This window comes from Sphingobacterium kyonggiense, from assembly GCF_039536825.1.
GTDB classification, from domain to species: Bacteria; Bacteroidota; Bacteroidia; order Sphingobacteriales; family Sphingobacteriaceae; genus Sphingobacterium; species Sphingobacterium kyonggiense.
Map to the genome: position 1 here is coordinate 896,934 of NZ_BAAAZI010000006.1, position 23,102 is coordinate 920,035.

24 protein-coding genes, 1 tRNA gene and 1 pseudogene are annotated in these 23,102 nt (G+C 36.4%); 14 read left to right on the plus strand and 12 right to left on the minus strand.

Annotated features, from left to right (window positions below; all coding sequences use genetic code 11):
- Nucleotides 1–5 precede the first annotated feature (5 nt).
- On the minus strand, nucleotides 6–959 hold the full coding sequence (locus ABD676_RS08770; RefSeq protein ID WP_344674281.1) for an acetyl-CoA carboxylase carboxyltransferase subunit alpha: 954 nt from the start codon (nucleotides 957–959) through the stop codon (nucleotides 6–8).
- A gap of 190 nt (nucleotides 960–1,149) precedes the next feature.
- On the opposite strand from ABD676_RS08770, the gene ABD676_RS08775 reads away from it, so the two are divergent.
- Nucleotides 1,150–2,031 (plus strand): mechanosensitive ion channel family protein, encoded by an 882-nt coding sequence (locus tag ABD676_RS08775; RefSeq protein WP_344674283.1) that lies wholly within the window; start codon nucleotides 1,150–1,152, stop codon nucleotides 2,029–2,031.
- Here ABD676_RS08775 and coaA read toward each other — a convergent pair.
- From coaA to ABD676_RS08795, 4 genes are all read right to left on the minus strand, one after another.
- Nucleotides 2,018–2,962 carry a type I pantothenate kinase gene (coaA, locus tag ABD676_RS08780; protein WP_344674285.1) on the minus strand — a complete coding sequence of 315 codons (945 nt, stop codon included), beginning with the start codon at nucleotides 2,960–2,962 and terminating at the stop codon, nucleotides 2,018–2,020. The two genes, ABD676_RS08775 and coaA, sit on opposite strands and share 14 nt — an antisense overlap.
- Nucleotides 2,963–3,010: 48 nt before the next feature.
- Complete coding sequence (locus tag ABD676_RS08785) at nucleotides 3,011–3,424, minus strand: OsmC family protein (RefSeq protein WP_344674286.1); 414 nt, start codon at nucleotides 3,422–3,424, stop codon at nucleotides 3,011–3,013.
- An 8-nt stretch (nucleotides 3,425–3,432) separates the two neighbouring features.
- Nucleotides 3,433–3,801: a methylglyoxal synthase gene (locus ABD676_RS08790; RefSeq protein ID WP_344674288.1), complete on the minus strand. Its 369-nt coding sequence runs from the start codon at nucleotides 3,799–3,801 to the stop codon at nucleotides 3,433–3,435.
- Between the two features lie 95 nt (nucleotides 3,802–3,896).
- The gene (locus ABD676_RS08795; protein ID WP_344674289.1) at nucleotides 3,897–4,961 is read right to left on the minus strand and encodes a patatin-like phospholipase family protein; all 1,065 of its coding nucleotides are present in this window, start codon (nucleotides 4,959–4,961) and stop codon (nucleotides 3,897–3,899) included.
- Between the two features lie 108 nt (nucleotides 4,962–5,069).
- On the opposite strand from ABD676_RS08795, the gene ABD676_RS08800 reads away from it, so the two are divergent.
- The 9 genes from ABD676_RS08800 to ABD676_RS08840 all read left to right on the plus strand — a co-directional run bounded on the left by ABD676_RS08800 (nucleotide 5,070) and on the right by ABD676_RS08840 (nucleotide 10,925).
- A tRNA-Ser gene (locus ABD676_RS08800) sits at nucleotides 5,070–5,160 on the plus strand.
- Nucleotides 5,161–5,685: 525 nt separating this feature from the next.
- A complete protein-coding gene (locus tag ABD676_RS08805; RefSeq protein WP_344674291.1) occupies nucleotides 5,686–6,165 on the plus strand; it encodes a helix-turn-helix transcriptional regulator in 480 nt (159 codons plus the stop codon).
- A 200-nt stretch (nucleotides 6,166–6,365) separates the two neighbouring features.
- The gene (locus ABD676_RS08810; protein ID WP_344674293.1) at nucleotides 6,366–6,893 is read left to right on the plus strand and encodes a GNAT family N-acetyltransferase; all 528 of its coding nucleotides are present in this window, start codon (nucleotides 6,366–6,368) and stop codon (nucleotides 6,891–6,893) included.
- A 246-nt stretch (nucleotides 6,894–7,139) separates the two neighbouring features.
- Nucleotides 7,140–7,772, plus strand: coding sequence for a hypothetical protein (locus ABD676_RS08815; protein ID WP_344674294.1), 633 nt, complete (start codon nucleotides 7,140–7,142; stop codon nucleotides 7,770–7,772).
- A complete protein-coding gene (locus ABD676_RS08820; protein WP_344674295.1) occupies nucleotides 7,769–8,374 on the plus strand; it encodes a hypothetical protein in 606 nt (201 codons plus the stop codon). Before ABD676_RS08815 ends, ABD676_RS08820 begins: the two co-directional genes overlap by 4 nt.
- 180 nt (nucleotides 8,375–8,554) lie before the next feature.
- Nucleotides 8,555–9,028, plus strand: coding sequence for a hypothetical protein (locus ABD676_RS08825; protein ID WP_344674296.1), 474 nt, complete (start codon nucleotides 8,555–8,557; stop codon nucleotides 9,026–9,028).
- Nucleotides 9,029–9,039: 11 nt separating this feature from the next.
- Complete coding sequence (locus ABD676_RS08830) at nucleotides 9,040–9,495, plus strand: hypothetical protein (RefSeq protein WP_344674297.1); 456 nt, start codon at nucleotides 9,040–9,042, stop codon at nucleotides 9,493–9,495.
- A gap of 143 nt (nucleotides 9,496–9,638) precedes the next feature.
- Nucleotides 9,639–10,352, plus strand: coding sequence for a hypothetical protein (locus ABD676_RS08835; protein ID WP_344674298.1), 714 nt, complete (start codon nucleotides 9,639–9,641; stop codon nucleotides 10,350–10,352).
- Between the two features lie 33 nt (nucleotides 10,353–10,385).
- Nucleotides 10,386–10,925, plus strand: coding sequence for a TPM domain-containing protein (locus ABD676_RS08840; protein ID WP_344674299.1), 540 nt, complete (start codon nucleotides 10,386–10,388; stop codon nucleotides 10,923–10,925).
- Between the two features lie 48 nt (nucleotides 10,926–10,973).
- On the opposite strand, the gene ABD676_RS08845 is transcribed toward ABD676_RS08840, so the two are convergent.
- The 5 genes and pseudogenes from ABD676_RS08845 to ABD676_RS08865 all read right to left on the minus strand — a co-directional run bounded on the left by ABD676_RS08845 (nucleotide 10,974) and on the right by ABD676_RS08865 (nucleotide 17,215).
- Nucleotides 10,974–11,192, minus strand: a complete 219-nt coding sequence (locus tag ABD676_RS08845) for a YgaP family membrane protein (RefSeq protein WP_344674300.1) — start codon at nucleotides 11,190–11,192, stop codon at nucleotides 10,974–10,976.
- Between the two features lie 17 nt (nucleotides 11,193–11,209).
- Nucleotides 11,210–11,515, minus strand: coding sequence for a hypothetical protein (locus ABD676_RS08850; protein ID WP_344674301.1), 306 nt, complete (start codon nucleotides 11,513–11,515; stop codon nucleotides 11,210–11,212).
- Nucleotides 11,516–11,553: 38 nt separating this feature from the next.
- Nucleotides 11,554–14,760: pseudogene (locus ABD676_RS08855) on the minus strand (efflux RND transporter permease subunit).
- Between the two features lie 48 nt (nucleotides 14,761–14,808).
- On the minus strand, nucleotides 14,809–15,900 hold the full coding sequence (locus tag ABD676_RS08860; RefSeq protein ID WP_344674302.1) for an efflux RND transporter periplasmic adaptor subunit: 1,092 nt from the start codon (nucleotides 15,898–15,900) through the stop codon (nucleotides 14,809–14,811).
- 4 nt (nucleotides 15,901–15,904) lie between these two features.
- Entirely contained in the window at nucleotides 15,905–17,215 is a 1,311-nt protein-coding gene (locus ABD676_RS08865) for a TolC family protein (RefSeq protein WP_344674303.1), read from the minus strand.
- 465 nt (nucleotides 17,216–17,680) lie between these two features.
- On the opposite strand from ABD676_RS08865, the gene ABD676_RS08870 reads away from it, so the two are divergent.
- The 3 genes from ABD676_RS08870 (at nucleotide 17,681) to ABD676_RS08880 (ending at nucleotide 20,064) form a co-directional block, all read left to right on the plus strand.
- On the plus strand, nucleotides 17,681–18,484 hold the full coding sequence (locus tag ABD676_RS08870; protein ID WP_344674304.1) for a DUF4261 domain-containing protein: 804 nt from the start codon (nucleotides 17,681–17,683) through the stop codon (nucleotides 18,482–18,484).
- Nucleotides 18,485–18,640: 156 nt separating this feature from the next.
- Nucleotides 18,641–19,606, plus strand: coding sequence for a hypothetical protein (locus ABD676_RS08875; RefSeq protein WP_344674305.1), 966 nt, complete (start codon nucleotides 18,641–18,643; stop codon nucleotides 19,604–19,606).
- Nucleotides 19,607–19,671: 65 nt separating this feature from the next.
- Entirely contained in the window at nucleotides 19,672–20,064 is a 393-nt protein-coding gene (locus ABD676_RS08880) for a barstar family protein (RefSeq protein WP_344674306.1), read from the plus strand.
- A gap of 33 nt (nucleotides 20,065–20,097) precedes the next feature.
- Here ABD676_RS08880 and ABD676_RS08885 read toward each other — a convergent pair whose 3' ends face one another.
- The gene (locus tag ABD676_RS08885) at nucleotides 20,098–21,108 is read right to left on the minus strand and encodes a WD40/YVTN/BNR-like repeat-containing protein (protein ID WP_344674307.1); all 1,011 of its coding nucleotides are present in this window, start codon (nucleotides 21,106–21,108) and stop codon (nucleotides 20,098–20,100) included.
- Nucleotides 21,109–21,117: 9 nt separating this feature from the next.
- On the minus strand, nucleotides 21,118–21,777 hold the full coding sequence (locus tag ABD676_RS08890) for a YceH family protein (RefSeq protein ID WP_344674308.1): 660 nt from the start codon (nucleotides 21,775–21,777) through the stop codon (nucleotides 21,118–21,120).
- Between the two features lie 174 nt (nucleotides 21,778–21,951).
- On the opposite strand from ABD676_RS08890, the gene ABD676_RS08895 reads away from it, so the two are divergent.
- Nucleotides 21,952–22,782, plus strand: a complete 831-nt coding sequence (locus tag ABD676_RS08895; RefSeq protein ID WP_344674309.1) for a glycoside hydrolase family 16 protein — start codon at nucleotides 21,952–21,954, stop codon at nucleotides 22,780–22,782.
- The last annotated feature ends 320 nt before the right edge of the window (nucleotides 22,783–23,102 follow it).

Sequence of the window (23,102 nt, forward strand, 5' to 3'; positions counted from 1 at the left end):
GTATATTATTCATTAACAACACCCATTTTACTGAACTTGTCAATTCTTTCTTGTACTAAAGTATCTGTATCTTTTGCTTTTAAGATGGCTAAGTCGGATAAGATTTTGTTTTTCACATTCAGCGCCGTTGTTTCAGGATCTTGGTGGGCACCACCTAAAGGTTCAGGAATAATTCCATCGATTAATCCATTACCTAGCATGTCCTCAGCAGTTAATTTAAGCGCTTCTGCGGCACGTTCTTTCTGATCCCAGCTTCTCCATAGGATGGATGAACAAGACTCAGGAGAGATTACGGAATACCATGTGTTTTGCAACATATATACGCGGTCTCCAATACCAATACCCAAAGCACCACCGGAAGCACCTTCACCAATAACGATACAGATAACAGGTACTTTTAATACCGACATCTCTAATAAGTTACGTGCAATAGCTTCACCTTGGCCACGCTCTTCAGCTTCAAGACCTGGATAAGCACCCATGGTATCAATAAGCGTAACGACTGGTTTGTTGAATTTTTCAGCCATTTTCATTAAACGCAATGCCTTACGGTATCCTTCAGGGTTTGCCATTCCAAAATTACGGAATTGACGCTCTTTGGTATTCTTTCCTTTCTGATGTCCGATGATCATAACTGATTGGTCACCGATAGAAGCAAAGCCACCAACGATAGCTTTATCATCTTTTACCGTACGGTCACCATGAAGTTCAACGAAATCATTACAGATTAAATCAATATAATCGAAGGTTTGAGGTCTGTCGGGATGTCTGGACATCTGCACTTTTTGCCATCCAGTCATGTTGTTATAGACATCAACTTTTGTTTGTTCTAGCTTCTCTTCCAATTCACGGACAGTAGCCCCCATATCAACTTTGGTCTTCTCTTCGACCTGTTTTACTTTCTCGATCTGGGTTTGCAAATCTGCAATGGGCTTCTCAAAATCAAATGTTGTTTCCATATTTACCTGTTTGCTGCTATAAAAAGCGAAGCTAAGTTACTTGTTTTTTAAGAAATTTAAAACGTTAATTAGCCAAAAGGACACAGTAAGTTAATATTAAGTTTATTTAATGCTTGATTCTTAGTGATATAACTATTACAATGGATAAGTTGTTTTGTTCCACAGCTAAAAAAATAATATCTTCAAAGCCATGAATGCAACATTAGAGGAAAATAAACGCCGGTTTCCCTGGATATTTGTCGTTAAATTGGTTTTAGTAATCATTTTGACTACAGTAAACATTCAATTTCCAATGGAAATTAAAGCAGTGAGCTGGTTGCCACAGCTATTAAAGGGAGTACTTTCTTTCTTAATCCCTAGCATTATACTCTCTTTTGTTCGTTTCATAATTATCATCCTCTATAATACTAGACATAAGCATAGACCTGTACGAGGTAATTTTGTGTTGGGTATCAATAGGTTGACGGCTGTACTCAATACGGTTTTTGCCATCGTGTCTATTATGATCACGTTTGGTATTGATCCCAGAGATTTTATTACGAGCATGACCATTGTAGCCATGGCAATCGCTGTTTTGTTTAGGGATTACATTACCAATATGATTTCCGGATTGATCATTATGTTCTCAGAGCAATTATCAGTAGGTGACCGTATCAAGGTTGGCGACCATAAGGGGCGCATCATCGATATTACATTTGCTAATTTGGTGTTACAGGATGAAGAGGATGATATTGTCATGGTGCCAAACAACTTTGTATTCACGGCAACATTCATGAATTTATCAGCACATCAATCTAGTTTGTTTTCCGTGCGCTTTGAATTACCACTTTCTGTATCCGTTCATATTCAAGAATTGGAAGAGGTGCTGAAATTAAGTTTAATAGCACATCCTAACTTGCGTTTTGAAGAGGATGAATTCTACCTGAAAGTAGTGGAAATCGGTAAAGATTTCGTGCGCTATAAATTAGATCTGTATGCTGTTAGCAACAGTAATCGGATGCACCGTCAATTGGAGAATGAAATTCTCAAAGAAATCATAAAATTTGAAGGGAACTACCTTAAATCTTCCTAACCTTTATTCGTTTTACAAAGTGCTGCGCACTTTTCTTTAAAATAAGATCTGCACGATATCGTGTTGGTAAGATATTTTGGTGAAGATTCGGCTTATTAATCTCATTCCAGATATTGATTGCCATGGCTAGACTTTCCTCAGTAGTCAAATTGGCGTATTTGTGGAAATAAGAAGCGGAGTTTTGGAATGCTGTTGCACGTAGCGATTCAAAGCGATTGATATACCAGGAAACAATGTTTTTTTCATCTGCATCCACATAAATGGAATAATCGAAGAAATCCGATACGAAGACACCATTCTTACGTGAATTTACCTGAAGTACATTGATGCCTTCAACGATTAGAACATCGGGTTGAGAGATAACCAATTTCTCATTTGGTAATACATCATATTCCAAATGGGAGTAAAGAGGAACAGTTACTTGAGATTTTCCAGATTTTATGTCCGCTAGAAACCGAAGAATCTTTTTGGTATCATAACTTTCCGGGAATCCTTTTCTATTTAGAATATCACGCTTAATCAACTCTTTATTTGGATAAAGAAAACCATCTGTAGTGACCAATTCCACCTTTGGTTTGGATGGAAGTAAGGCCAGTACTTTTTTGAGGACTCGAGCAGTAGTACTCTTACCTACAGCGACAGATCCTGCAATACCAATGATAAAAGGCAGTTTTTGGTGATTTCTTTTGAAGAATTCATTGCTGCTGGCATGAAGTTCTTGAAACTTGCTAATATGCAGCTCCAGTAAATGAGCCAGAGGTATGTAGACTTCCTCGATTTCCTGCATGGTCAAAGGCTCGTTCAAGGCATGGAGCTGATCGAGATCCTCTTCGCGAATGCTATGGCTTAATTGCCCATTAAGGCGTTTCCATTCCTCCCGACTAAAGTTTCGGAATGGGCTCGTAAAAGTATGCTCACTACTGGTTGACATCTATAATTCGTGTTTCAAGCCGCAAATATACAATCCTGTTTGATTTTCTTAGATATTTGTATCAATTAGATTACTTTCAACGACAATTGGATTCTGTAACATCTTCTGAACAGGACATTTTTCTCCTATAGTATAGATCCTTTTCTTTTGATCAGCATCTAATTCACCGTCTATAAAAACATTGCATTTAATATAGGTGGTTTGCTGTTGTTCGCTTTTTTGAACTTCACTGCTCACCTTAACTTCAATCTTGTTTACTTTCCATTCTTTGCGATTAGCATACATACGCATGGTAATGGCTTTACAGGCGCCAATGGATGATAACAACAATTGCGTAGGGGCAAAGCCCTTATTTTGACCTCCTAATTCTTCAGGCTCATCAGCGATCAGACTAAGGTCTCCGTATTGAATTTGTGTGGTATAACTTTCTTCTCCTATGCTTACTACTACTTCGTTTTCCATTTAAATATTTAATCTAATAATCCTTTAATAATTAATGATCCAGTTGCTGGGTTTGTTGCTAATGGCACGTTCCATAAGTCACATATACGCATGAGCATTTGAATATCGGGCTCGTGTGGGTGTTTACCAAGGGGATCGCGGAAGAATATAATACCGTTGATCTTGCCTTCAGCTGCCATAGCCGCAATTTGTGCATCTCCACCTTTGGGACCACTTAATTTAAGTTCGACTTCTAATCCGGTTTGTTGAATGTAGGAACCTGTAGTTCCTGTAGCCACTAAATGGGCTTGAGATAATAACTCTTGATGGTCTTTGACAAATGCTACCATTTCAGCTTTCTTGCCATCATGGGCAATTAATGCTATTGTTTTAGCCATTGGATCTATGTTATTTTTCGAAAGTTTTTAATATAACAAAAATATAGCTTCAAGATTAACAAAAGACTAATATTTTGTCCTTTTTTTGCTATTTACTAGAATTTATCCTTTAAAAATTTCCATACGCCATTTTCTTTTTTCTGACTTTTCTTTTCCTTGTCATGAATCAAATCCAATACCAAAGCATCGAGCATGGATTCGTTGTCTGAAATCAGTTTGTCAGCTAGAGAAACGATTTTTTGGATATTGCTTTTGGAGGCATCATCCAATGCGGGTTGTATGGAAGACATATTGGATGGTTCAATACGTATGTAATTTGCACTATGTTGAACAGACCGGAATAGCTGTCTTAGGAAGTAATCGTTACTTTCGGATGAACTGGATGTCATAATATCGACCAAAGCTGGACCGATGGATATGGCTTTTTGTTTCTTGAAATCTTCATAACGGTAAGCATTTTTTGCAATACCTGTACCTAATGAAAGAATATGCACATCATCAATTTTAAAGGTTTTATAGGTCTTTAGTACCTCCAGGAGCGCTGATATGGCTGGGTTGTGAGCAAATACTCCACCATCGACCAAAGGGTATCTGGTGCCTGCAATGGAGTAAATTTCAGCAACGGAGAAATAGGTCGGTGCTGCAGAGGTTGCTCGACATACATCCTTTAGGTAAAAATCTCTAGAGTCACCGTGTGATATGGCTTTCTGTTGTCGGAACAGGTGGTTTTTACGAAGTTCGATATTGTACGCTGTAATGATACAAGGTTTGATCAACTGACTCAATTTGAGATCTCCAAAATAGCTATCCAGGACTTTTTCAAGAACATGCTCATCGTATAACTCGGATAGCAATCCAAATTGATTTAGAAATCGTCTCCAGCTACTTGTTGTGAAAATTTCAGTACCATGTTCGACGTAAATATTCAGGGCGTCTTGGGCGGAGAATCTAGGTTTTGTAGGGTCATCTGGGTGTGGGCAGAGCAGGATACTGGCGAGGATGCCACCGGTACTAGTACCTGCAAAAAAGTCAAAATATTGGGAGAGGTGAGCTTGCGGATCTTTCGTTATCCGTTTTATTTTATCTTCCAGGGCGACCAGTAACATGCCTGGGATAATTCCTCGGATTCCTCCACCATCGATTGATAAAATTCGCTTCATAGTTGGTATTGACTAATTTAGGGAAAGGAAATCAGAAAAGTTAAAATTATTTGATTTTAAATACGTGGAGAACGCATAAAAGTTATATATTTGCAGCCACATTGACATGGAGAGATGTCAGAGTGGTCGAATGAGCAGACCTGGAAAGTCTGTATACGGGATGACTGTATCGAGGGTTCGAATCCCTCTCTCTCCGCCAACCAAATCAAAGCCCACCTTCAGGTGGGTTTTGTTGTTTATAGAGGTTGCCAAACTTGTTTGAGCAACCCCTATAAACAACAAAACAAGCGAGCGCAGCGAGCGGATTTGATTTGGTTGAAGCCACCCCTACAGGGATGGTTCAGGGCTAAGTGCGGGAATCGCGGGGCTGAACCAATCCGCTCTCATTGCTTATCATCAAAACAATACATTTCTTTCAACCTTACATTTCAATCTGCTCTAACCCATTTCATCATAAATTTCCACTTTCCAATTCACTGAACTTTTATTCAGTTCATCATTAAAATCCACACAACTTGATTTGGTTGAAGCCCCCCCTACAGGGATGGTTCAGGGCTAAGTGCGGGAATCGCGGGGCTGAACCAATCCGCTCTCATTTCTTATCATCAAAACATTACAATTCTTTCAACCTTACAATCCTCACTTATCAATTATCATTAAAATACCTTTAACCATGTAATTACTATAAAACAATGATGTAAACAAAAATGTTTACATTTGTATTATGATTAAGCAATTTGAGAAATATAAAGGAATACATCCAGGAATTATACTTGATAGAGAATTAAAAAAACGTTCTATCAAGCAACGTCCTTTTGCTTTGTCTTTAGAGGAACACCCTCAAACGTTTAATGCTATTACCAAAGGGAAAAGAGGGATTAGCACCGCACTGGCATTGAAGATTGAAAGAGAACTTGGCTTGGAAGAAGGTACTTTGGTGATATTGCAAGCCTATTATGATATCCAAAAAATCAAAGAAAAAGAAATCAAAAGCACTCCTGATTTGCATATACTCAGTAAAGCTTTATTTTGGGATACGGATATTCAACACATAGATTGGGAAAGACAATATAGGGCTGTTATTCAACGTGTTTTTGAGCGTGGAAATGAGAATGATAAAAACGAAATAATTCGCTTTTATGGTGCTGAAAAAGTAAACCAAGCTTTACAGGAGTCCAATATCAGAAATCCATATACTATATAGCCTCTCCAATTTTGAGCTTTCTGATGATGATTTTGATCCAATCTGTTTAAGAGGGAAATATTGGGAGTTTATTAAAGAAGATATAGTTGATGCAGTAAAAGCTTATGAAGCCAAGAAGAATTATTCCGAATAGCATTTCCCTAAATAATAATACAGAGAATTATTATAATTACCTTCAATAAATAAACTCGATTTTCAAAATGAACATCAGAAAAGAAGAAAAAAAGGATTACAAAAAAGTATTCAGCTTAATAGAAAATGCATTTAAGGACGAAATTTATACTGATCATAAAGAGCAGTATTTAGTAGAAAGATTAAGAAAGTCTGCCTCCTTTATACCAGAATTATCCTTAGTTGCTGAAATTGATGAAGAAATTGTAGGTTATATTTTGTTGACAAAGATTAAAATTATAAATGACACTTTGCATTCGTCAGAATCTTTGGCATTAGCACCAGTTGCTGTCTTGAAAAGATTTCAAGGAAACGGAATTGGGGGGCAATTAATTTTGGAGGCCCATCGGAAATCGAAAGAATTGGGATTTAAATCTGTGATATTGTTAGGACATGAAAAATATTATCCAAAGTTTGGGTATGAAATGACTAAAAAATACGGAATTAAATTACCATTCGACGTTCCTGATGAAAACTGCATGTTAATAGAACTTACTGAAAATGCATTGAAAGATGTTTCAGGAACAGTAGAGTATCCAAAAGAGTTTTACGAATAGAAAACAGTTATTAAATTATGCATTTGCGAATTAACGGTTGTTAGATATAAATGTTAGTTACCTCATTTTATGTCGAAACAGCCTTTTGTATTTCCTTTTTTTTATATTTATTAAAATAATAAATAGTTAATTCATTGGTTATTGCAAAAATGAAAATTTTTCAGGCTTCTATTGCTCCAATATTAACCTTAGGCTGTTTTATTTGCTCATTAACCAATGATCCTTTGAAATTATCTAATTACGAATTTGAAAAATAAAGGAACTCTAATTACGACAATCATTTTCTTTCTGATAGTAAATTCGGCGTACTACTGGGAAGGGATACTTGGTTTTTTTGCAATTCCTGTGTTTATGATTTTGGTTGTCATTTATCTAGGGCTTGCAATTGCATTGGCTAGACAGGTTTATTTTGCGGTAAAGGAAAAATTTAAAAACAAATATAGGCTATTACAAATCGGACTTTTGACGTCTGTTTTAACATTGACATTCGTTAAACCTAATGGAATTATAAACTTTAACATCTTTGAGGGGAATAATATTTTAATTGCAGAGAGGGAAGGAGCAGCAAATTGTATGACAACATTGATGTTAAAAGACGACTACACATTTAAGGAAAAAAAAGTATGCTTTGGTATTACTGAAATAAAAGGAAACTTTCGGATTCAAAACGACACGATTTATTTTGACAATGTGAATTTAAGTAGACACGGAAATGAATATTATAAATTCGCTATTATTAAGTCATCAAAATATGAAAACTCAAAAATTATTGAAGAGTTTATTAGATACAAAGATTTGCAAGATAAGACTGGAAACCAACTATGGATAACAAAAAATGAACTGGATAAAATTAAAAGTATAAAGCCAACCTACAAATGAAAATAATCAGACTAATATTAATATTTATTATTGGAGGGCCTCTAACCTACTTAACTTACAAATCTCAATTTCAAGTACTTTTTGGAGAATCAATAATTTGGTTATTTTTAATTGTTACTGGAGTTTCAGTCCTATTTTGGACACTAATTACAGATATTAAACTTTATAAGGTTAGTAAACAGCCTCAAAGCTTTGCATTAACAATTATTTGTATCATTCTTATTGGGATTATTATAGGGTTAGAACTTAAAATTCAAAACAATTTAAACAAACCAACTCTTCTCCGAGTATTTTATGATGGTGACTATAATGGGACAGGTATTGTTTTTAAAGAAAATGGAACTTATATTTTCCATAATTCAGCAATAGGACTAACTGATTATTACTATGGGAATTATAAAATTAATGGTAATAAAATAACTTTAGACAAGGACAAGATAGACAATATTGAAAATATTAGACATCTAGAAGTTAGAGAGAAAGGTGTTGAGTTTCATGATAGTATAAAAAATGAGCTATTTCTTTTTCAAGTAGATGAGAATGGAAAGATTATTACGAATGGACTAGAGTATAGAGTAACTATTGACAATCGAAAATTATAATTCCTCATTCCTATACCATAAAAAATCATCAAGTATATTCTAAAAATTCAGGAAAACAAACTATTCATTTCTTTTGGTCTTTATAACAGTAATGCGTTATATTAGTTAAGATTTATTTTTCACTTTAAGTTAATGCATAGCCCAGATCCATATATAGTTAAAGGATATCGTCACAAAACGATGTTAAATACAGCATATTTATGGCTTCCTGTTTTTGCTGTAGTTATCTTTATTTGTTCCTATTTTGAAAAATTTCGGATAATTCTATTTTTAACGGTCGTCGCTGCAACTTATGCATTTATCCTAAAACAATTAAAGAATAAAGCTGTTCCAGTTTATTTTAAGAATGATAAAATACAAATTGATGATACGGAAATACCCTTAACTAATGTGGAGAGTTTCTACATATCTAGGCCTTTAAATGAGCTAATAATCTTAAGGTTAAGGACAAAGGATCAAAATCTGGCGGTTTATCTTGAAAAAGATCAGGAAAATAGTATCAAAGCATTTCTAAATAAGGTTAAAATTGAAGAACAAAAGACTCCATATGATACTTATTTGCAATATGGACATCTGATTCTACCTTTTATTGGTTTGATAATATGTGGAGTGGTTTATAAACTGTATTATTACATCCAATATAGTTTTAACTAATATTATTCAACTTGAAACTCAACCCAGTAATTTTACTTTTCCTCATTATTATCACAGCTTTTGGATGCAATAACCAAAATACCGAAGTTTATACCAACTATTACCGTGCAGTAAACGGATCTGATACTGCAGATTTAAAATTGAGTACAATCGGAAATCATTTTTACGGTCAATATGAGATTCGTAAGAACTGGTATACCTATCGAACTGGAAATATTGAAGGTAAAATAATGGGAGATACTTTGATTGGAGACTTTTATTATAAACCCTTTAGTGGGGGAGCTAAGAAAAGAATGCCTTTTGCACTTTTAAAAAGAGATGATGCATTGCATGTAGGAAATGGTTTGATATCAAGCTATATGGGGGTGCCTTTCTTTGTTCCAAGTGTGCCAATTACTTATGATAGCGCAGAATTTGTTTTAGTGAAAGTGGAAAAGGAGTTGCTTGATTCTGTTTTTACTAAATAGGTATAACAACTAAATGTAGAAAATATCTTCATCGTGTAGATAATTCTAAAAGTGGTTAGAATTATTAATTGGTATAAAAGTTGTCCTATTAACTTGATGTTGAATCAAATACGAAGTAAAATAAGTAGCTATAAATCTCCAGTATGAAAAAGTCCCTTTACACTAACTTAAAAGTCCTATTTATCGCATTAATCTGTTTTTTTGCTAATTTCTCCTATGCTCAAATGGCTATTGTTCAAAGTACAGATGGTTATTCGAATTTAAGATCAGCAGGTTCTACAAATGCTAAAATTATTTCTCCACTGCAGAACAATACTGTTGTTTTAGTCGATGAATTGTATGCTGAAGAACACCCGAATGATAAGTGGCTAAAAGTGTATGTCGGTTCAGATCCCTATTGTTTGAACTGTAGTTCTGACTTAAGTAAACACAAGACAGGATTTATACATGAATCTCAATTGAGATTTATAAAGGATCTTAAGAAAGCTGCATCATCGGATATTAAAATGAGCTATACGATTAGTCCCTTCAAAGCCACTGGAAAGCAGATAAAATATGCTGATAATGAAAAAACAGTAATAGCCTCCATAAACGGTAAATCTTATTTCGGAGCGGATTGTGGTATTCCAAAAACAGAAATTCAAAAAGTTGAAGCAACAGTAAAAGGTAAGAAATTCAATGTTCCATTGGATTATATCTGGAGTATAATAAATGCTCAGAATAACTTCCAATACTTCCAGAACGGTAATAATTTCTTTGCTATTCAAAGTTTAGGCGATGGAGCATGCTATTCTGAAGTGGTATGGGTATTTGATGCAAAAGGACTCAAACAGCGAATGTTGGGTTGGAGTTATTAATGTCAATTTATGCATACCCTAAAACTAAATATTATGAAAAACTACCTACTTATCATACTCTTCCTTCTTACTTTCCACATCCATAATGCTTATACCCAGGAAATAGAAACAAAGACTAAGACAGAACAAAAAAATAGCACGCTAACCTTTCCTGAAAAAATTGGATATGTGAATGATTTTGCAAAGGTGTTTGATAGTTTAAAGGTCGTCTCATTAAACGAGAAACTTAAAAATTTTGATAAGCAAACTACAAATCAAATTGTCGTTATTTCCATTAATGATGATAAGTTAAACCAGGATAACTTTGACGATTATGTAATAGATTTATCCAATCATTGGGGAGTAGGAACTGCGGAAAAGAACAATGGACTTACTTTTGTGTTTAGTCCACAATTACGAAGAATGCGAATAACTACTGGACTAGGTACGCAAGAGATAATAACAGATGAAATTTGTGCCGAGATAATAAAGAATATTATTATTCCTGAGTTTAAAAAAGAAAAATATTTTGAAGGGATTAATAAAGGGGTGGATGAATGTATTCGTATATGGAAAGATGCTGAACCTAAATAAAGGAACTGTCCATTACGAACAGCTCCTTAACATCAACCTTAAAATTAACTAGCATTTATCATCTTTACAGCATTCCATTTCCGATTGTACACCCATTAACTTCAAGATATTATTGAGCATGCACCACTTGGTAATGGAAAATTGAAATAAGTTAGCTCCTACGAAAACAGCAATCCAAATCCAATTGATATTTAGAAAGTAGGCTCCTAAGCTGGATATTAAAACCATTGCTCCGGCAATCATTTTAATGTATCGTTCTCTTGTCATAATTTTTATTTTCTGGGTTAATTTGATTTTTCAATCGAAGTAATGGCTATATGCACTCTTGATTGCATATCATTTGCTTTATTCAATGCCTCAACTGAATGGAAAATATTGTCTGAAAGTTGATCAGGTACCATAGCAAAAAACAGAAAAGATTCAGTTTTATTCATTTCTGAAGCAAACCAATTATCATCTACTGCATCCTGAGTACTATCCCTATAACCCGTGACAGGATTATAGGAATAAGTAATCACTTGATTTTCCGCCAAGAGTTTCTTGACACTGTTCTTATAGCTGCTTGCAGCTGTAATGATTAATAATTTCATACGATTAGATTTTTTTGTTACCTATATATATTCTAAATCTAGTTCTCATCTTTATTGTCTGCCCATTTTTTTCGTTCAACTATGTAGTAAACCAAAGGCACTACAAAGAGGGTTAAGATGGTTGATACGATGGCACCCCCAACTAATGAGATAGCTAATCCTTGGAATATCGGGTCAAATAAGATAACGGAAGCACCAATAACTACAGCACCTGTCGTTAGTAGGATAGGAGTAGTACGCACTGCTCCAGCATCAATAATGGCTTGTTTCAATGGAATTCCATCCTTTAACCTGATTTCAATGAAATCAATTAATAATACCGAATTACGAACCATGACACCCGCCAAGGCTATCATCCCAATGAAGGATGTCGCTGTAAAAAATGCGCCCAATAGCCAGTGTCCTAAAACAATTCCTATTAAGGACAAAGGTATTGCCACCATCATGACTATAGGTGTTTTGAAGTCTTGGAACCAGCCAACTATCAACATGTATATAATGATGATAACCACCATAAATGCAATTCCAAGATCGCGGAATACTTCCAAAGTTATTTGCCATTCACCATCCCATTTAACCGTAAAGTTGCTGTCATCCTTAGGCTGTCCCATATATAGATCACTGACCTCATATCCTTTTGGAAGTTTCATCTCCTTTAAGGTTTTCTCCATACCAAGGATGGCATAAGCCGGACTTTCTAAATCACCAGCCATATCTGCTAATACGTAGACCACCCTCTGTTGATCTTTTCTACTGATGGATTTCCGTAGGGTATCCTGTTTCACTTTGACGATATCCCTTACTGGTACCATATTGCCTTGCTGACCTTTTACCTTAAGATTTTGAATATCCTCTAAATTGGTTTTATCCTTATCATCCAGCGCCATTACAATGCCTACCGGATTGACTGATTTTTCATCATAAAGATTCGAAATAGGATACTCTCTCAATAGATAAGTTAGATTTCCAACAACCTGTTGAGGAGCAATACCATTCAGCATAGCTTTTTCCTTATCCACTTCTAATTTATACTCGGTTTGAACATCCTCAACACCCCAGTCTACATCCACTACATCATTGGTCTTTTTTAAAATCTCTTTAACTTGATAAGCTACCTTAATCTGTTCCTGATAGTCTGGACCATATACTTCTGCTACGATGGTTGATAATACCGGAGGACCTGGAGGAACTTCCACAAGCTTCACATTAGCATGATGTTTTTTGGCAATGGCTTGAATAGCTGGACGGATCCGCTTAGCAATGGCATGACTTTGCTCATCCCGATCTGTTTTATTTAAAAGATTGACTTGAATATCGGCCATATTGCTTCCACCTCGTAAATCATAATGACGAACCAAACCATTGAAAGTAATAGGAGCTGAAGTACCTACATAGTTTTGATAATTCACTACTTCAGGTACGGTTGTTAGGTATTGAGCAATCTCTTTAGTTACCGCAGCAGTCCTTTCTAAGGTTGTACCCTCAGGCATATCAATCACCACTTGAAATTCGTTTTTATTATCAAATGGAAGCATCTTGACAGCCACTGATTTGGTAAAAAACATCCCGACTGAGCCAAATAGAAGAACTACGGTTAATCCTAATACCAACCAACGTTTCTTAGAATTGTCAAGGAGAGGTTTTTCAAACTTGTTATAGATTTTATAAATCCAGCTCGTCTGATGACCTTTTTCCTCTTTCTCATGTTGCTTTTTTTTCACGTTCAGCAGGTGATAACCCAAATATGGGGTTATGGTCAATGCCACAAATAGAGAAAGCAACATGGCAATGGAAGCTCAAATCGGCATAGGACTCATATAAGGCCCCATCATACCCGATACAAAGGCCATTGGTAATATGGCCGCAATAACCGTGAAAGTTGCTAAGATCGTCGGATTACCCACTTCATTGATCGCGTATATGGCAGCATCCTTAAATGGCAATTTCCGCATCTTGAAATGTCTGTGCATGTTCTCCGCTATGATGATACTATCATCAACCACAATTCCGACGACAAACACCAAGGCAAATAAAGTAATCCGATTCAACGTATATCCTAAGATATAGTAACTGAATAAGGTTAGGGCAAATGTTAGTGGAACGGAAAGAAATACGACCAATCCACCACGCCAGCCCATTGCCAACATAACCAAGGCCGTAACTGCTACTATCGCAACGCCTAAGTGAAATAACAATTCATTTACTTTATGCGATGCGGTTTCCCCATAATTTCGGGTTACCTCGACTTTAACATCTTTAGGAATGAGATTGGATTGTAGATTTTCTACATTGCTTAAGATTTGCTCGGATATCTGCATGGCATCGGCTCCTTGAACTTTCGCAATGGAGAGTGTCACTGCTGGATATTCAGAGGCATTCTCAGCATACTTCTCATTAAATTTACTGTAGCCAAATGAAACATAGCTTTTGGCAGTTCCTGAACCATCTGTGACTTGAGCTACATGTTTTAAATAAACAGGCATTTGCTTATTGACACCTACTACTAGATTCTCTACATCTTCTTTTGTAGATAAGAACTGCCCGGTCGTTAATAGGTATTCTTGATCTTGTTGAACAAAGCTACCCGATTGCATACTGCCATTATTGGCCTGGATCATCTGCATGATGCCTAAAGCATCTACAGCATTCTCCGCCATTTTATCCTTATCCAGCGTAATTTTTAACTCTCTAGTTCGTCCTCCGATTTCTCGGATGGTAGATACATCTTTTATTTTCTTGATTTCGGTAGATACTTCTTCAGCTAGTTGACGAATCTGGAAATCATCGTATTTATTACTCCATAAAGTAAGAGCCAACATTGGAACATCATTGATTGAACGCGTTTTTACTATAGGAGAATATACCCCTTGCGGAAAAATATGTTGGTTTTTTATAAGCTCATCATATAACTTGACATAAGAGCGTTCAATATCTTCCCCTACGTAAAACTGCACGATGATCATTGCCTGACCATTCATGGCTGTACTGTGCAAATGTTCAACTCCTTTAATATTAGAAATTATCTTCTCCAGAGGTTCTAAAACCCGGCGTTCAACTTCCTCTGGACTCGCTCCTGGATAACCAACCATTATGTCAGCCATAGGAACATTGATCTGCGGTTCTTCTTCTCTTGGAATTAAGGAAGAGCTATATACACCGATAATCATCAACCCAACCATCAACAAAATCGACAGTTTAGAGTTTAAGAACATCGAGGCTATTTTACCTGATATACCACTTTGCATTATTCTGTATTTTTATTTTAAATAAGATCCCTAGGAAAGGGTATTATCTTATTTTACCTTGATTTTCACTCCGTTAAATAGCTTGCTGTCAGCATGAAGGACATAGCGTTCATTAGCCGATAATCCTGACAAAACCTCTACATCATTGCCGTAGGTCTTTCCAAGTCGGATCCATCTCAATAAGGCAATATTTTGGTCGTTTAACACATAAACTCCCTTTAGTTGTCCTTCTTCAATCAGGGCCTCTTTTGGAATTAAAGGCATATTGGAGTTGCCTGTTGTTGCTGCGGTGCGTTCTACCGGAAATACCGCTTGTACAAACATCCCCGATAAGATATTACCAGGAATCTCAAGATCAATTTTTACGATGTATTGCCCTCCGGTGTTTTGTGCTGAGCTACTCATTTCTGCTACTTTACCCTTTATGGTTTTCTCTAAAGATTTAATGAGAACATCGGCTTTCATGTTGTTTTTAATGTTCAAGATTTCACTCTCAGACACCATAACCACCGCTTGAAGTTTTGAAGCTCCTTCCATACTGATGATGGGCATTCCAGGATTGGACATGTCGCCTTCTTTCATAAAAGTTCCTGTAACCACACCTGAAAAAGGGGCAGTGATATTGGAATAGGAAAATTGAGCCATTACCTCATTACGCATTTGTTTGGCAGCTTCTAGTCCTGCTTTTGCCATTTCTAGATGTGTACTCATATCATCCAGTTCTTTTTGGCTTGCACTCTTTTGGGCAAATAATGTTTCAAAGCGCTCATAATCCTTACGCGCACTGTTGTATCCTGCTTGTGCCTGTGCAATACCAGCTTCTGTTTGAGCCTTTTTTGCTTGTAGGTCTGTATTGGAAATACGAGCTAGTAATTGTCCTTTAGATACATGTTGTCCTGTTTTTACCTGTATCGCTGTCACAAATCCCATCATCCGTGTACTGATCATGGCACTGTTTTCTGCCTCTATTTTTCCACTGGCCGTAACATATTTACCAAGATTAGATCCGGCGGTTTGTCCAATAGTTGCCGCTACAGGAGGCAATTCTACGATTTTTGGATCTTTGCTGTGTGAACAGGAAGAGAAATAACCTATAAGCATGATTAAGCTTATGGAAGTAAGTATTTTATTCGTTTTCATTCTGTTAATTCGAACGTTGAGTTAAAAAATTGATTTGTATAATAGAAAGATTATAGTCTTTTATGGCCTCTAGTAAGGCCACTTGTTTTTCAATGGTTTTTGCCTGAGCAACCAATAGGTCTGCCGTTTTCTCTAGCCCTTGACCGTAACGGTTCTCTATGATTCTTAAAGATTCGACTGATTGCTGATACGCAGTCGCATTTAAGGTGATTTTAGCCTGATTAGCTGTTAATTCTCGTTTTGCTTTTTGCAATTCTAGCTCATTTTTCTCCACATAAACCTGAAACTCAGATTCTGATTTAGCATAAGAAATCTTGCTTTGTTTAATTTTGTTGTTCGTTTCATTGCCATTAAACAGATCCCACGATAAAGAAATCCCAGCTAAATATGCATTTGAACCAAATCCTACTATATTTTTGTCATTGAAATTATACTCGCCAAAAGCATTGATTCTTGGAAGGAGTTTTTTCTTATTCATATCAACCATCTGCCATTGAGCCTCAAGGCCTGAACGCATAGCTTTAATATCTGCACGATCTTGGGAAAACACCTGTTGTTCATTAGGCAAGCTTTTTTGGACCAAAGTTTCAGTAGGTATGTAAATTTCTTTTGAAGGCTTACCCATTAACCAATTGAGGTAATCGGACAGATTAGATATATTATTATCAATGTCGATTCCCTTGTTTTGAACCTCCGATAATCCAACTTGCACCAAAAGAACATCCGACGCTTTTGCATAACCTTGTTGCTCCATATTCTTGGTGTTTCGCAAAACCTCTTGATAGGCAGCTTGTCCTTTTTCAACGGCTTTTTTAGCCTCATATAGAAATTGTAGGTTGCTATATGCTTTCTGAATTTCCACTACAAGCATATCCTCAGCAAATTGTTTTTGGTATTGGTTGGCTTTAATTTTTTCCCTTAAAGCCCTTCTAGCTGCATATACATCAAAATTTAATATTGGCTGTTGTACTGCTAATTTGCTATTGAAGTGGGTCATATCATCCGGATTGTTTAATAACACCGGATTGAAATCTTCCATGGTTACAGCCTGTTGTTGCAGCTTAAATCCAAAAGCATTCAGTGGATCACTTGTGAAAAAGGCAGTATGACTTAGGGATACCTTTGGAAGAAATCCAGATTTTGTCCCTTCCAGTTCCGCATTAGATAAATCAACTTCCATTTGTTGAACGCGAAGCTGACTGTTGTTTAGTTTCATCTGCATAATTGCATCCGACAAGTTTAATGGCTGCTGTGCCCTTGATTCCGCTGTAAAGGATGAAATGATTATAATTAGTAATATAAATCTTTTATACATACCTGATTTTGTTTAATTATTAATGCAAAAGTCAGATATGTTAAAGAGTTCTACGGTTACAGGGGTTACACAACAGTAAATATTTATGCGTATTTTTTAGAGAAGGAAATAAGAAGGAAAAAGAAAATAAAGAAACCTCAGAATTTGGGGTTACACAAACTCCAAAAAAAATCTCCTCCACATTACCAGAAGTGAAGGAGCTATTGTTGAATTGATTAATAGAGTACCCAAATCTAGTGTTTATCTATTACCCCAATATTAACCGTTTATTAAACATCCGTTAATCTTATGATTCAAATCATATTTTGAGGAAAATTTTACACCCAAATTTGTCTTAGGTTTTAATTACTATCTATTTAGAAGCACCAAATCGAATAATTTGAGCTAAAAAATTAGAAACAAGGTAATTGTTTTTCATTAATTACGTTATTAAATTACGCAATACAACTAAATTATAAACGCTATATGGGACTATTTGATTTTTTTAAAAAAGACGAGGAAAACCAAAAACCAAAACTGAATCAAGAGGATTCAAATGTGCTCTTATCGATGCCTATCTTTACCAAGGGCAATCGGTACCAACTAGAAAATTTAGTATCAGGCCTCCAAAGCGATTGGGGATTAACTATCTCGAAGGTAGATGGCAATGATGATTCGGCAGTATTGACAATTGAGGGAGAAATGGTGGCTATCGCATTTATGTCATTCCCTATTCCCGCTGATGAAATTGAAAATACCGCCTATTATGCTTACAATTGGCCGAATGCGCTTTCAGAAGTGCAAAAAGTTGATGGTCATGCTATCGTTTCCGTGATGAGTAGTAACAATAGCACCCTTAGTCGTTTCATACTACAGACTAAGATTCTTATGAGCATCTTGAACCATGGAAATGCATTTGGCATTTATCAAGGAAGTCAAACACTATTATTTCCCAAAGATCAATACCTCGCTTTTGAGTCCTATATCAAGGAAGGAAACACGCCAGTTCCTTTATGGGTTTATTTTGGAGTGCAATCTACTGAAGAGGGAAATAGTATGTATACCTATGGACTTAAGGAATTTAACAAGATGGAAATAGAAGTTTTACATGCTTCAGATTCGTTGGAGAATATACATACCTTTCTATTGAACATTTGTTCCTATATCATTAACAACGACGTTTCTTTCCAAGATGGGGAAACTTTGGGTTATACACAAGATCAACATATATTGATTAGTAAATCCAAAGGACATTTTTTAGATGGAGAAACATTAAAACTGGCTATATAATTAATTTTTGACGCTTTAGTTATGATTCATAATAAAGAAGCAATTCCTTGCCCCAATTGTAATCGTATTAAGTTTTTTGAGGGTTTGTGTTACTATTGTAAACAAAGAGAATTTCGATTAACAATTGAAAGTCTAAATGAAGAAGAATTGCAACTAATGCAGGAAGATATTCTTCAAAATTTAGATGAAATGGATAAATGGGGAGAGGTTTTTAAGAATTTCAATTCCTTAGTGGCTTATCGGGATATCAATACCTTAGAAATTGCCCGTGCAGCTTTTGAGAAAAATATCTTTTATCCTCCCGCAATTTATAAAGACAGCGATGATGATCTTCAGGAGAAACTTATAGCAACATTATTAGATCCCGATACAAAATATCCAAGTCAAATTTTAAGTTGTCTATCGCAAGTACCCTCAGATGCTGTGTTGAATGTTTTTTATGAATTGGAGCAACATCCGCTTCCTTGGCGTAAGAACCTGTATGTCGGTCCTGCTCGATATGCCGAACAGGGTGGTTGGACCTTTGATCAGGAAAAGAATAGAATCCAATTGATTTACCCAACATGTTATGTGTTTATAGAAGATGAGTCTGCAAATCAAAGTACAAAATTAGGACAGCTCTTGGAGGAAAAATGTCCCAATTGCCAATGTAATTTAATGAACCTGATGACGATTGATGGAACAGACCCTCGTTTGGCATTCTTAAATCTTCCGGGTATAATTTCTATTCCAACTTGTCCCAACTGTTGCTCCTTAAGTGACAAGACCCTCATACGCTATCAGTTAAATGGTGAAAGTAGCATGGAGCTAATTGAACCATATGGCGATGAGAATTACCTGACAGAGGAACAATTAAAAGAATTAGCAGATCACCAATATGTCCTTTCCCCAACGGCTAAATCGACCTATTACCCTTGTGGTGAAGAAGAGATGGCTCATTTAGGAGGACATGCTTATTGGATTCAAGATTTTCAATACGACGAATGCCCAGATTGCCAACAGAAAATGAAGCTTTTAGGTTCTGTACCATTGTCTACTATTTTAGAAGGGTTAGAAGGGACCGAATACATCGAGATTTGTACAGATTGCCAGGTTATCAGTGTCTTACATCAGCAGACCTAACTTAAGGATTAAAAAGCTTCCATATTTTGCCTTGAAGCCTCTTTTCAATTACGTATTTTAGCGGAATGAAAAAGGAAATTACCATTGATGGTACTAAAATCTTCGATAAAACTTCGCTATATGCCGAGATAAATGCCAAATTTATGCAAGATGAATCTTGGCAATTAGGCGAAAGTCTAGATGCTTTTGATGATCTGCTATACGGAGGATTTGGTGCTTTACAAGAGAATGAAGCTGTAGACCTTATATGGACAAACTTTGAGGAGAACAAGGCGGCCTTAGGATATGATTTTACCTTGGGTTTTTATGCAGAGAAATTAGAAGATCCTGAACATTTTGATGCTGCTGGAATACAAAAGAAAATTGAGCTATTAAAGGCAGGAGAGGGGCAAACCTATTTTGAAATCATTGAAGAGATTATTTCAGAGCACGCTAATATAAACTTGATCAAACAGTAATTCTCAGTTTTACTGTTTGATCAAGTTAGCTTATTAAGGGATGTCGAAATAACCGATACCTCCAGAAGAATTAGCCAGCAAAACACGTTTTCCTTTTTTGCTAAGGCTTATGACATTATAGCTAGCTGAGGAAATCGTCTTCCATGTATTTCCGCCATCTATTGATATATCTGTTCCAGAAGTTCCTGTTGCTACCAACATCGTTGGGCTAATGTATTTTACACAAGAACGGTAACCACCAACTGGCACCTCGGGTTTCACCCAAGATAATCCGCCATTTTTGGTTAAGAGTACATTATTGCTGTTGTTCTTATCATCCATATAATTTCCACCCACAACTACACCTTCTCGTTGGTTCAAAAAATCTATAGAAAAGATCCCTGTACCTGCTTGTCCTGTCCAGATAGGTACATCTACCACGTCCAATTTTGATTCCTTTTTATTGCGTTTCATTAAACTCGAAACACGTCCACCTGTTCCTATGTATAGCCAATCACCTATTATTTGAATAGAGCTTCCACTTGCCGCAAAAGCAGCTTCACCTTCGTCTGCCAATAGTATGATCTCTTCACTCACATCTTGCCAGGAATTTCCCTTATTCGTACTCTTCAATAATTGAAATTTACCATCCATTGGGTCACCAAGGATATAACCCTGTTTACCAGAAAAATCAACAGCATCTAAAAAGATATCTGCATCATCATTTCGATAAACTTCTGTCCAGGTTTTACCAGCATCTTTGGTTTTAATAATCACCGCTGGACTTCCCGCTGATACGGCTAATGCCTCCTTGGCACTGAAGGCTACAATATCTCGGAAATCAAATTTTTCATATCCTTTCGGCTGAAACCATTCCCAAGTATCTCCAGAGTTTTTGGATAAGCCAATCCAGCCGGAACTACCTGAAACCCATACTACCCGATCCTTATAAGAATCCATCCCTCGAAAACTACTTTTAGGACCTTTCGCCAACTCTTTTATTTCCTGAGCCTGAATAAAGTATCCTGCAAGTAGGAGACATATTAAGATGCTTATTTTCTTCATGCTATTGTATTAAGATAGTTCAGCCATCAACTTGTCAAAAGCTGCTTGTAAAGTGCTTAACTGTGTTTCTAATTGTTGAACTCGTTCTTCCAATTGCGCGTATTTGCCGCTTGGAGCTTCATTTTCTGAAGCGCCTTGCTCTTCATAAGCTTCTTCATCAAAAGGGCTAAATAAATGAACAAATCGTGCTTCTTTTTGACCTGGACGTTTCGCTAACTGCCGTACATAGGCTGGCTCGTCTCCACTCAATTTTTGCAACAATTCTTGTACCTCATCCAAGGTTTCAAACTCGTATAACCTTCCTGAATTACTGTTTATCTCACCAGCAGTTAATGGACCGCGCAAAAACAATAAACACATCGCTGCCAACTCCTGCGGTAATAATGGGAATTGAATAGCCAAATTATGCTTATACTTTGTCACTCGACTACCTCCTCCAACAACTGTCGAAACCAATCCTTTCTTCCGTAGACTATCCAAGGTGTTTATTATCGTTGACTCGTCGTAATTCACAACCGGTTTCCGAGAGCTTTTCTGATTACAGGCTGTCTGCAAACCATTTAAAGTCATGGGATAATATTCGGGGGTGGTTTTAGATTTCTCTAACAGAGAACCTAACACTCGAATTTCTTCTGCGGATAATGTGGGTAAGGCTTTGTTTTCTTCCATTCTGTTTGATTACTAATTCTTTCGTTACGCTAAATATACAGTTTTTAAGAATATTACAGTTCATATTGCTTGAATATGACCCAAACTGACTGTTTATGGAAGCTTAATCTAACTTGGAAAAACACAGGAATAAATGTAGATTGCCAACAAATTCAACCTATAACCAAAACTACCATGCAAAAACTAACTCCTTTAATGCTAGGCCTTGGTCTGCTTTGCTTGAGCTCTTGTGCTGTCAACCAAAAAATGAAAGACAAGCCCTATATTCTTCTCCAAAAAGAAAACCGAGAACAGAAAACTTGGAAACTCGTATGGGAGGATGATTTTAATGGACAAACATTAGACACTAACAAGTGGAGTAGGGTACCTGTTGGTCCTTCTGATTGGAACCGGCATATGAGTACAGTCGATGAATGCTTTGAAATGAAAGATGGAAAAATTCATCTCTTGGGCATTAATAATCCGGATAGGAACCGCGATCCACGTCCGTTCATTACGGGTGGAATTTGGTCCAAACATAAATTTGCCTTTCAATATGGACGTGTAGAGATTCGTGCTAAACTAGGATCTGCTCAAGGTGCTTGGCCAGCTATGTGGATGCTCTCCGAATTTGATAAATATGGTAAATGGCCGAAAAGTGGTGAAATAGATATCATGGAACACCTCAACTTTGATAAGATCATTTACCAAACCACACATTCCGACTACACCGTCAATAAAGGTCAGAAATCAAATCCTCCACATGGTGGTACGGCTACTTTTAATCCGGATGAATACCATGTCTTCGCCGTAAGTTGGTATCCTGACAAACTTGTATTCCAATTAGATGGAAAAACAACATTTACATACCCTAAATTGAAGGATGCAGATTCCTCACAATGGCCCTATGATCAACCGTTTTTTCTCATTATAGATCAGCAATTAGGAGGTAAATGGGTAGGAGAGGTGAATCAGAAGCAACTTCCTGTAAAAATGGAGGTAGACTGGATAAAAGTGTACCAATAGATTTATAAATGTTAAACATAGATAAACAGTAGTAATTTGAGAATTCGGCATGGAATCAAATAAATATTTGCTTCGGTATTAACTTGACTTAAGCTTGATATTGCTTCGATACTCTAAAGGAATTGTTATGGATCTGATAGGGATCTTGTTCGGATCTCGTTCGGTCGGAACCGAACGAGATCCGAACGAGATCCGAACAAGTTCCGAAGGAGATCCGTAAGAGTCTCGAAGCAATCCCAAGTCAAATACAAAGTGTCTTATACTGAAATAGGTTTACAGAATTCGAAGAAATTACTGATTGAAGTTTACAAATATATTCT

Bases quoted from the DNA above. Each gene is read 5' to 3' on its own strand.
- ABD676_RS08770 (WP_344674281.1), bottom strand. From the start codon at position 959: ATGGAAACAACATTTGATTTTGAGAAGCCCATTGCAGATTTGCAAACC.
- ABD676_RS08775 (WP_344674283.1), top strand. From the start codon at position 1,150: ATGAATGCAACATTAGAGGAAAATAAACGCCGGTTTCCCTGGATATTT.
- ABD676_RS08835 (WP_344674298.1), top strand. From the start codon at position 9,639: ATGAAAAAGTCCCTTTACACTAACTTAAAAGTCCTATTTATCGCATTA.
- ABD676_RS08860 (WP_344674302.1), bottom strand. From the start codon at position 15,900: ATGAAAACGAATAAAATACTTACTTCCATAAGCTTAATCATGCTTATA.
- ABD676_RS08895 (WP_344674309.1), top strand. From the start codon at position 21,952: ATGCAAAAACTAACTCCTTTAATGCTAGGCCTTGGTCTGCTTTGCTTG.
- ABD676_RS08825 (WP_344674296.1), top strand. From the start codon at position 8,555: ATGTTAAATACAGCATATTTATGGCTTCCTGTTTTTGCTGTAGTTATC.
- ABD676_RS08865 (WP_344674303.1), bottom strand. From the start codon at position 17,215: ATGTATAAAAGATTTATATTACTAATTATAATCATTTCATCCTTTACA.
- ABD676_RS08810 (WP_344674293.1), top strand. From the start codon at position 6,366: ATGAACATCAGAAAAGAAGAAAAAAAGGATTACAAAAAAGTATTCAGC.
- ABD676_RS08845 (WP_344674300.1), bottom strand. From the start codon at position 11,192: ATGACAAGAGAACGATACATTAAAATGATTGCCGGAGCAATGGTTTTA.
- ABD676_RS08840 (WP_344674299.1), top strand. From the start codon at position 10,386: ATGAAAAACTACCTACTTATCATACTCTTCCTTCTTACTTTCCACATC.
- ABD676_RS08785 (WP_344674286.1), bottom strand. From the start codon at position 3,424: ATGGAAAACGAAGTAGTAGTAAGCATAGGAGAAGAAAGTTATACCACA.
- ABD676_RS08790 (WP_344674288.1), bottom strand. From the start codon at position 3,801: ATGGCTAAAACAATAGCATTAATTGCCCATGATGGCAAGAAAGCTGAA.
- ABD676_RS08805 (WP_344674291.1), top strand. From the start codon at position 5,686: ATGATTAAGCAATTTGAGAAATATAAAGGAATACATCCAGGAATTATA.
- ABD676_RS08885 (WP_344674307.1), bottom strand. From the start codon at position 21,108: ATGAAGAAAATAAGCATCTTAATATGTCTCCTACTTGCAGGATACTTT.
- ABD676_RS08880 (WP_344674306.1), top strand. From the start codon at position 19,672: ATGAAAAAGGAAATTACCATTGATGGTACTAAAATCTTCGATAAAACT.
- ABD676_RS08890 (WP_344674308.1), bottom strand. From the start codon at position 21,777: ATGGAAGAAAACAAAGCCTTACCCACATTATCCGCAGAAGAAATTCGA.
- ABD676_RS08870 (WP_344674304.1), top strand. From the start codon at position 17,681: ATGGGACTATTTGATTTTTTTAAAAAAGACGAGGAAAACCAAAAACCA.
- ABD676_RS08850 (WP_344674301.1), bottom strand. From the start codon at position 11,515: ATGAAATTATTAATCATTACAGCTGCAAGCAGCTATAAGAACAGTGTC.
- coaA (WP_344674285.1), bottom strand. From the start codon at position 2,962: ATGTCAACCAGTAGTGAGCATACTTTTACGAGCCCATTCCGAAACTTT.
- ABD676_RS08820 (WP_344674295.1), top strand. From the start codon at position 7,769: ATGAAAATAATCAGACTAATATTAATATTTATTATTGGAGGGCCTCTA.
- ABD676_RS08875 (WP_344674305.1), top strand. From the start codon at position 18,641: ATGCAGGAAGATATTCTTCAAAATTTAGATGAAATGGATAAATGGGGA.
- ABD676_RS08795 (WP_344674289.1), bottom strand. From the start codon at position 4,961: ATGAAGCGAATTTTATCAATCGATGGTGGAGGAATCCGAGGAATTATC.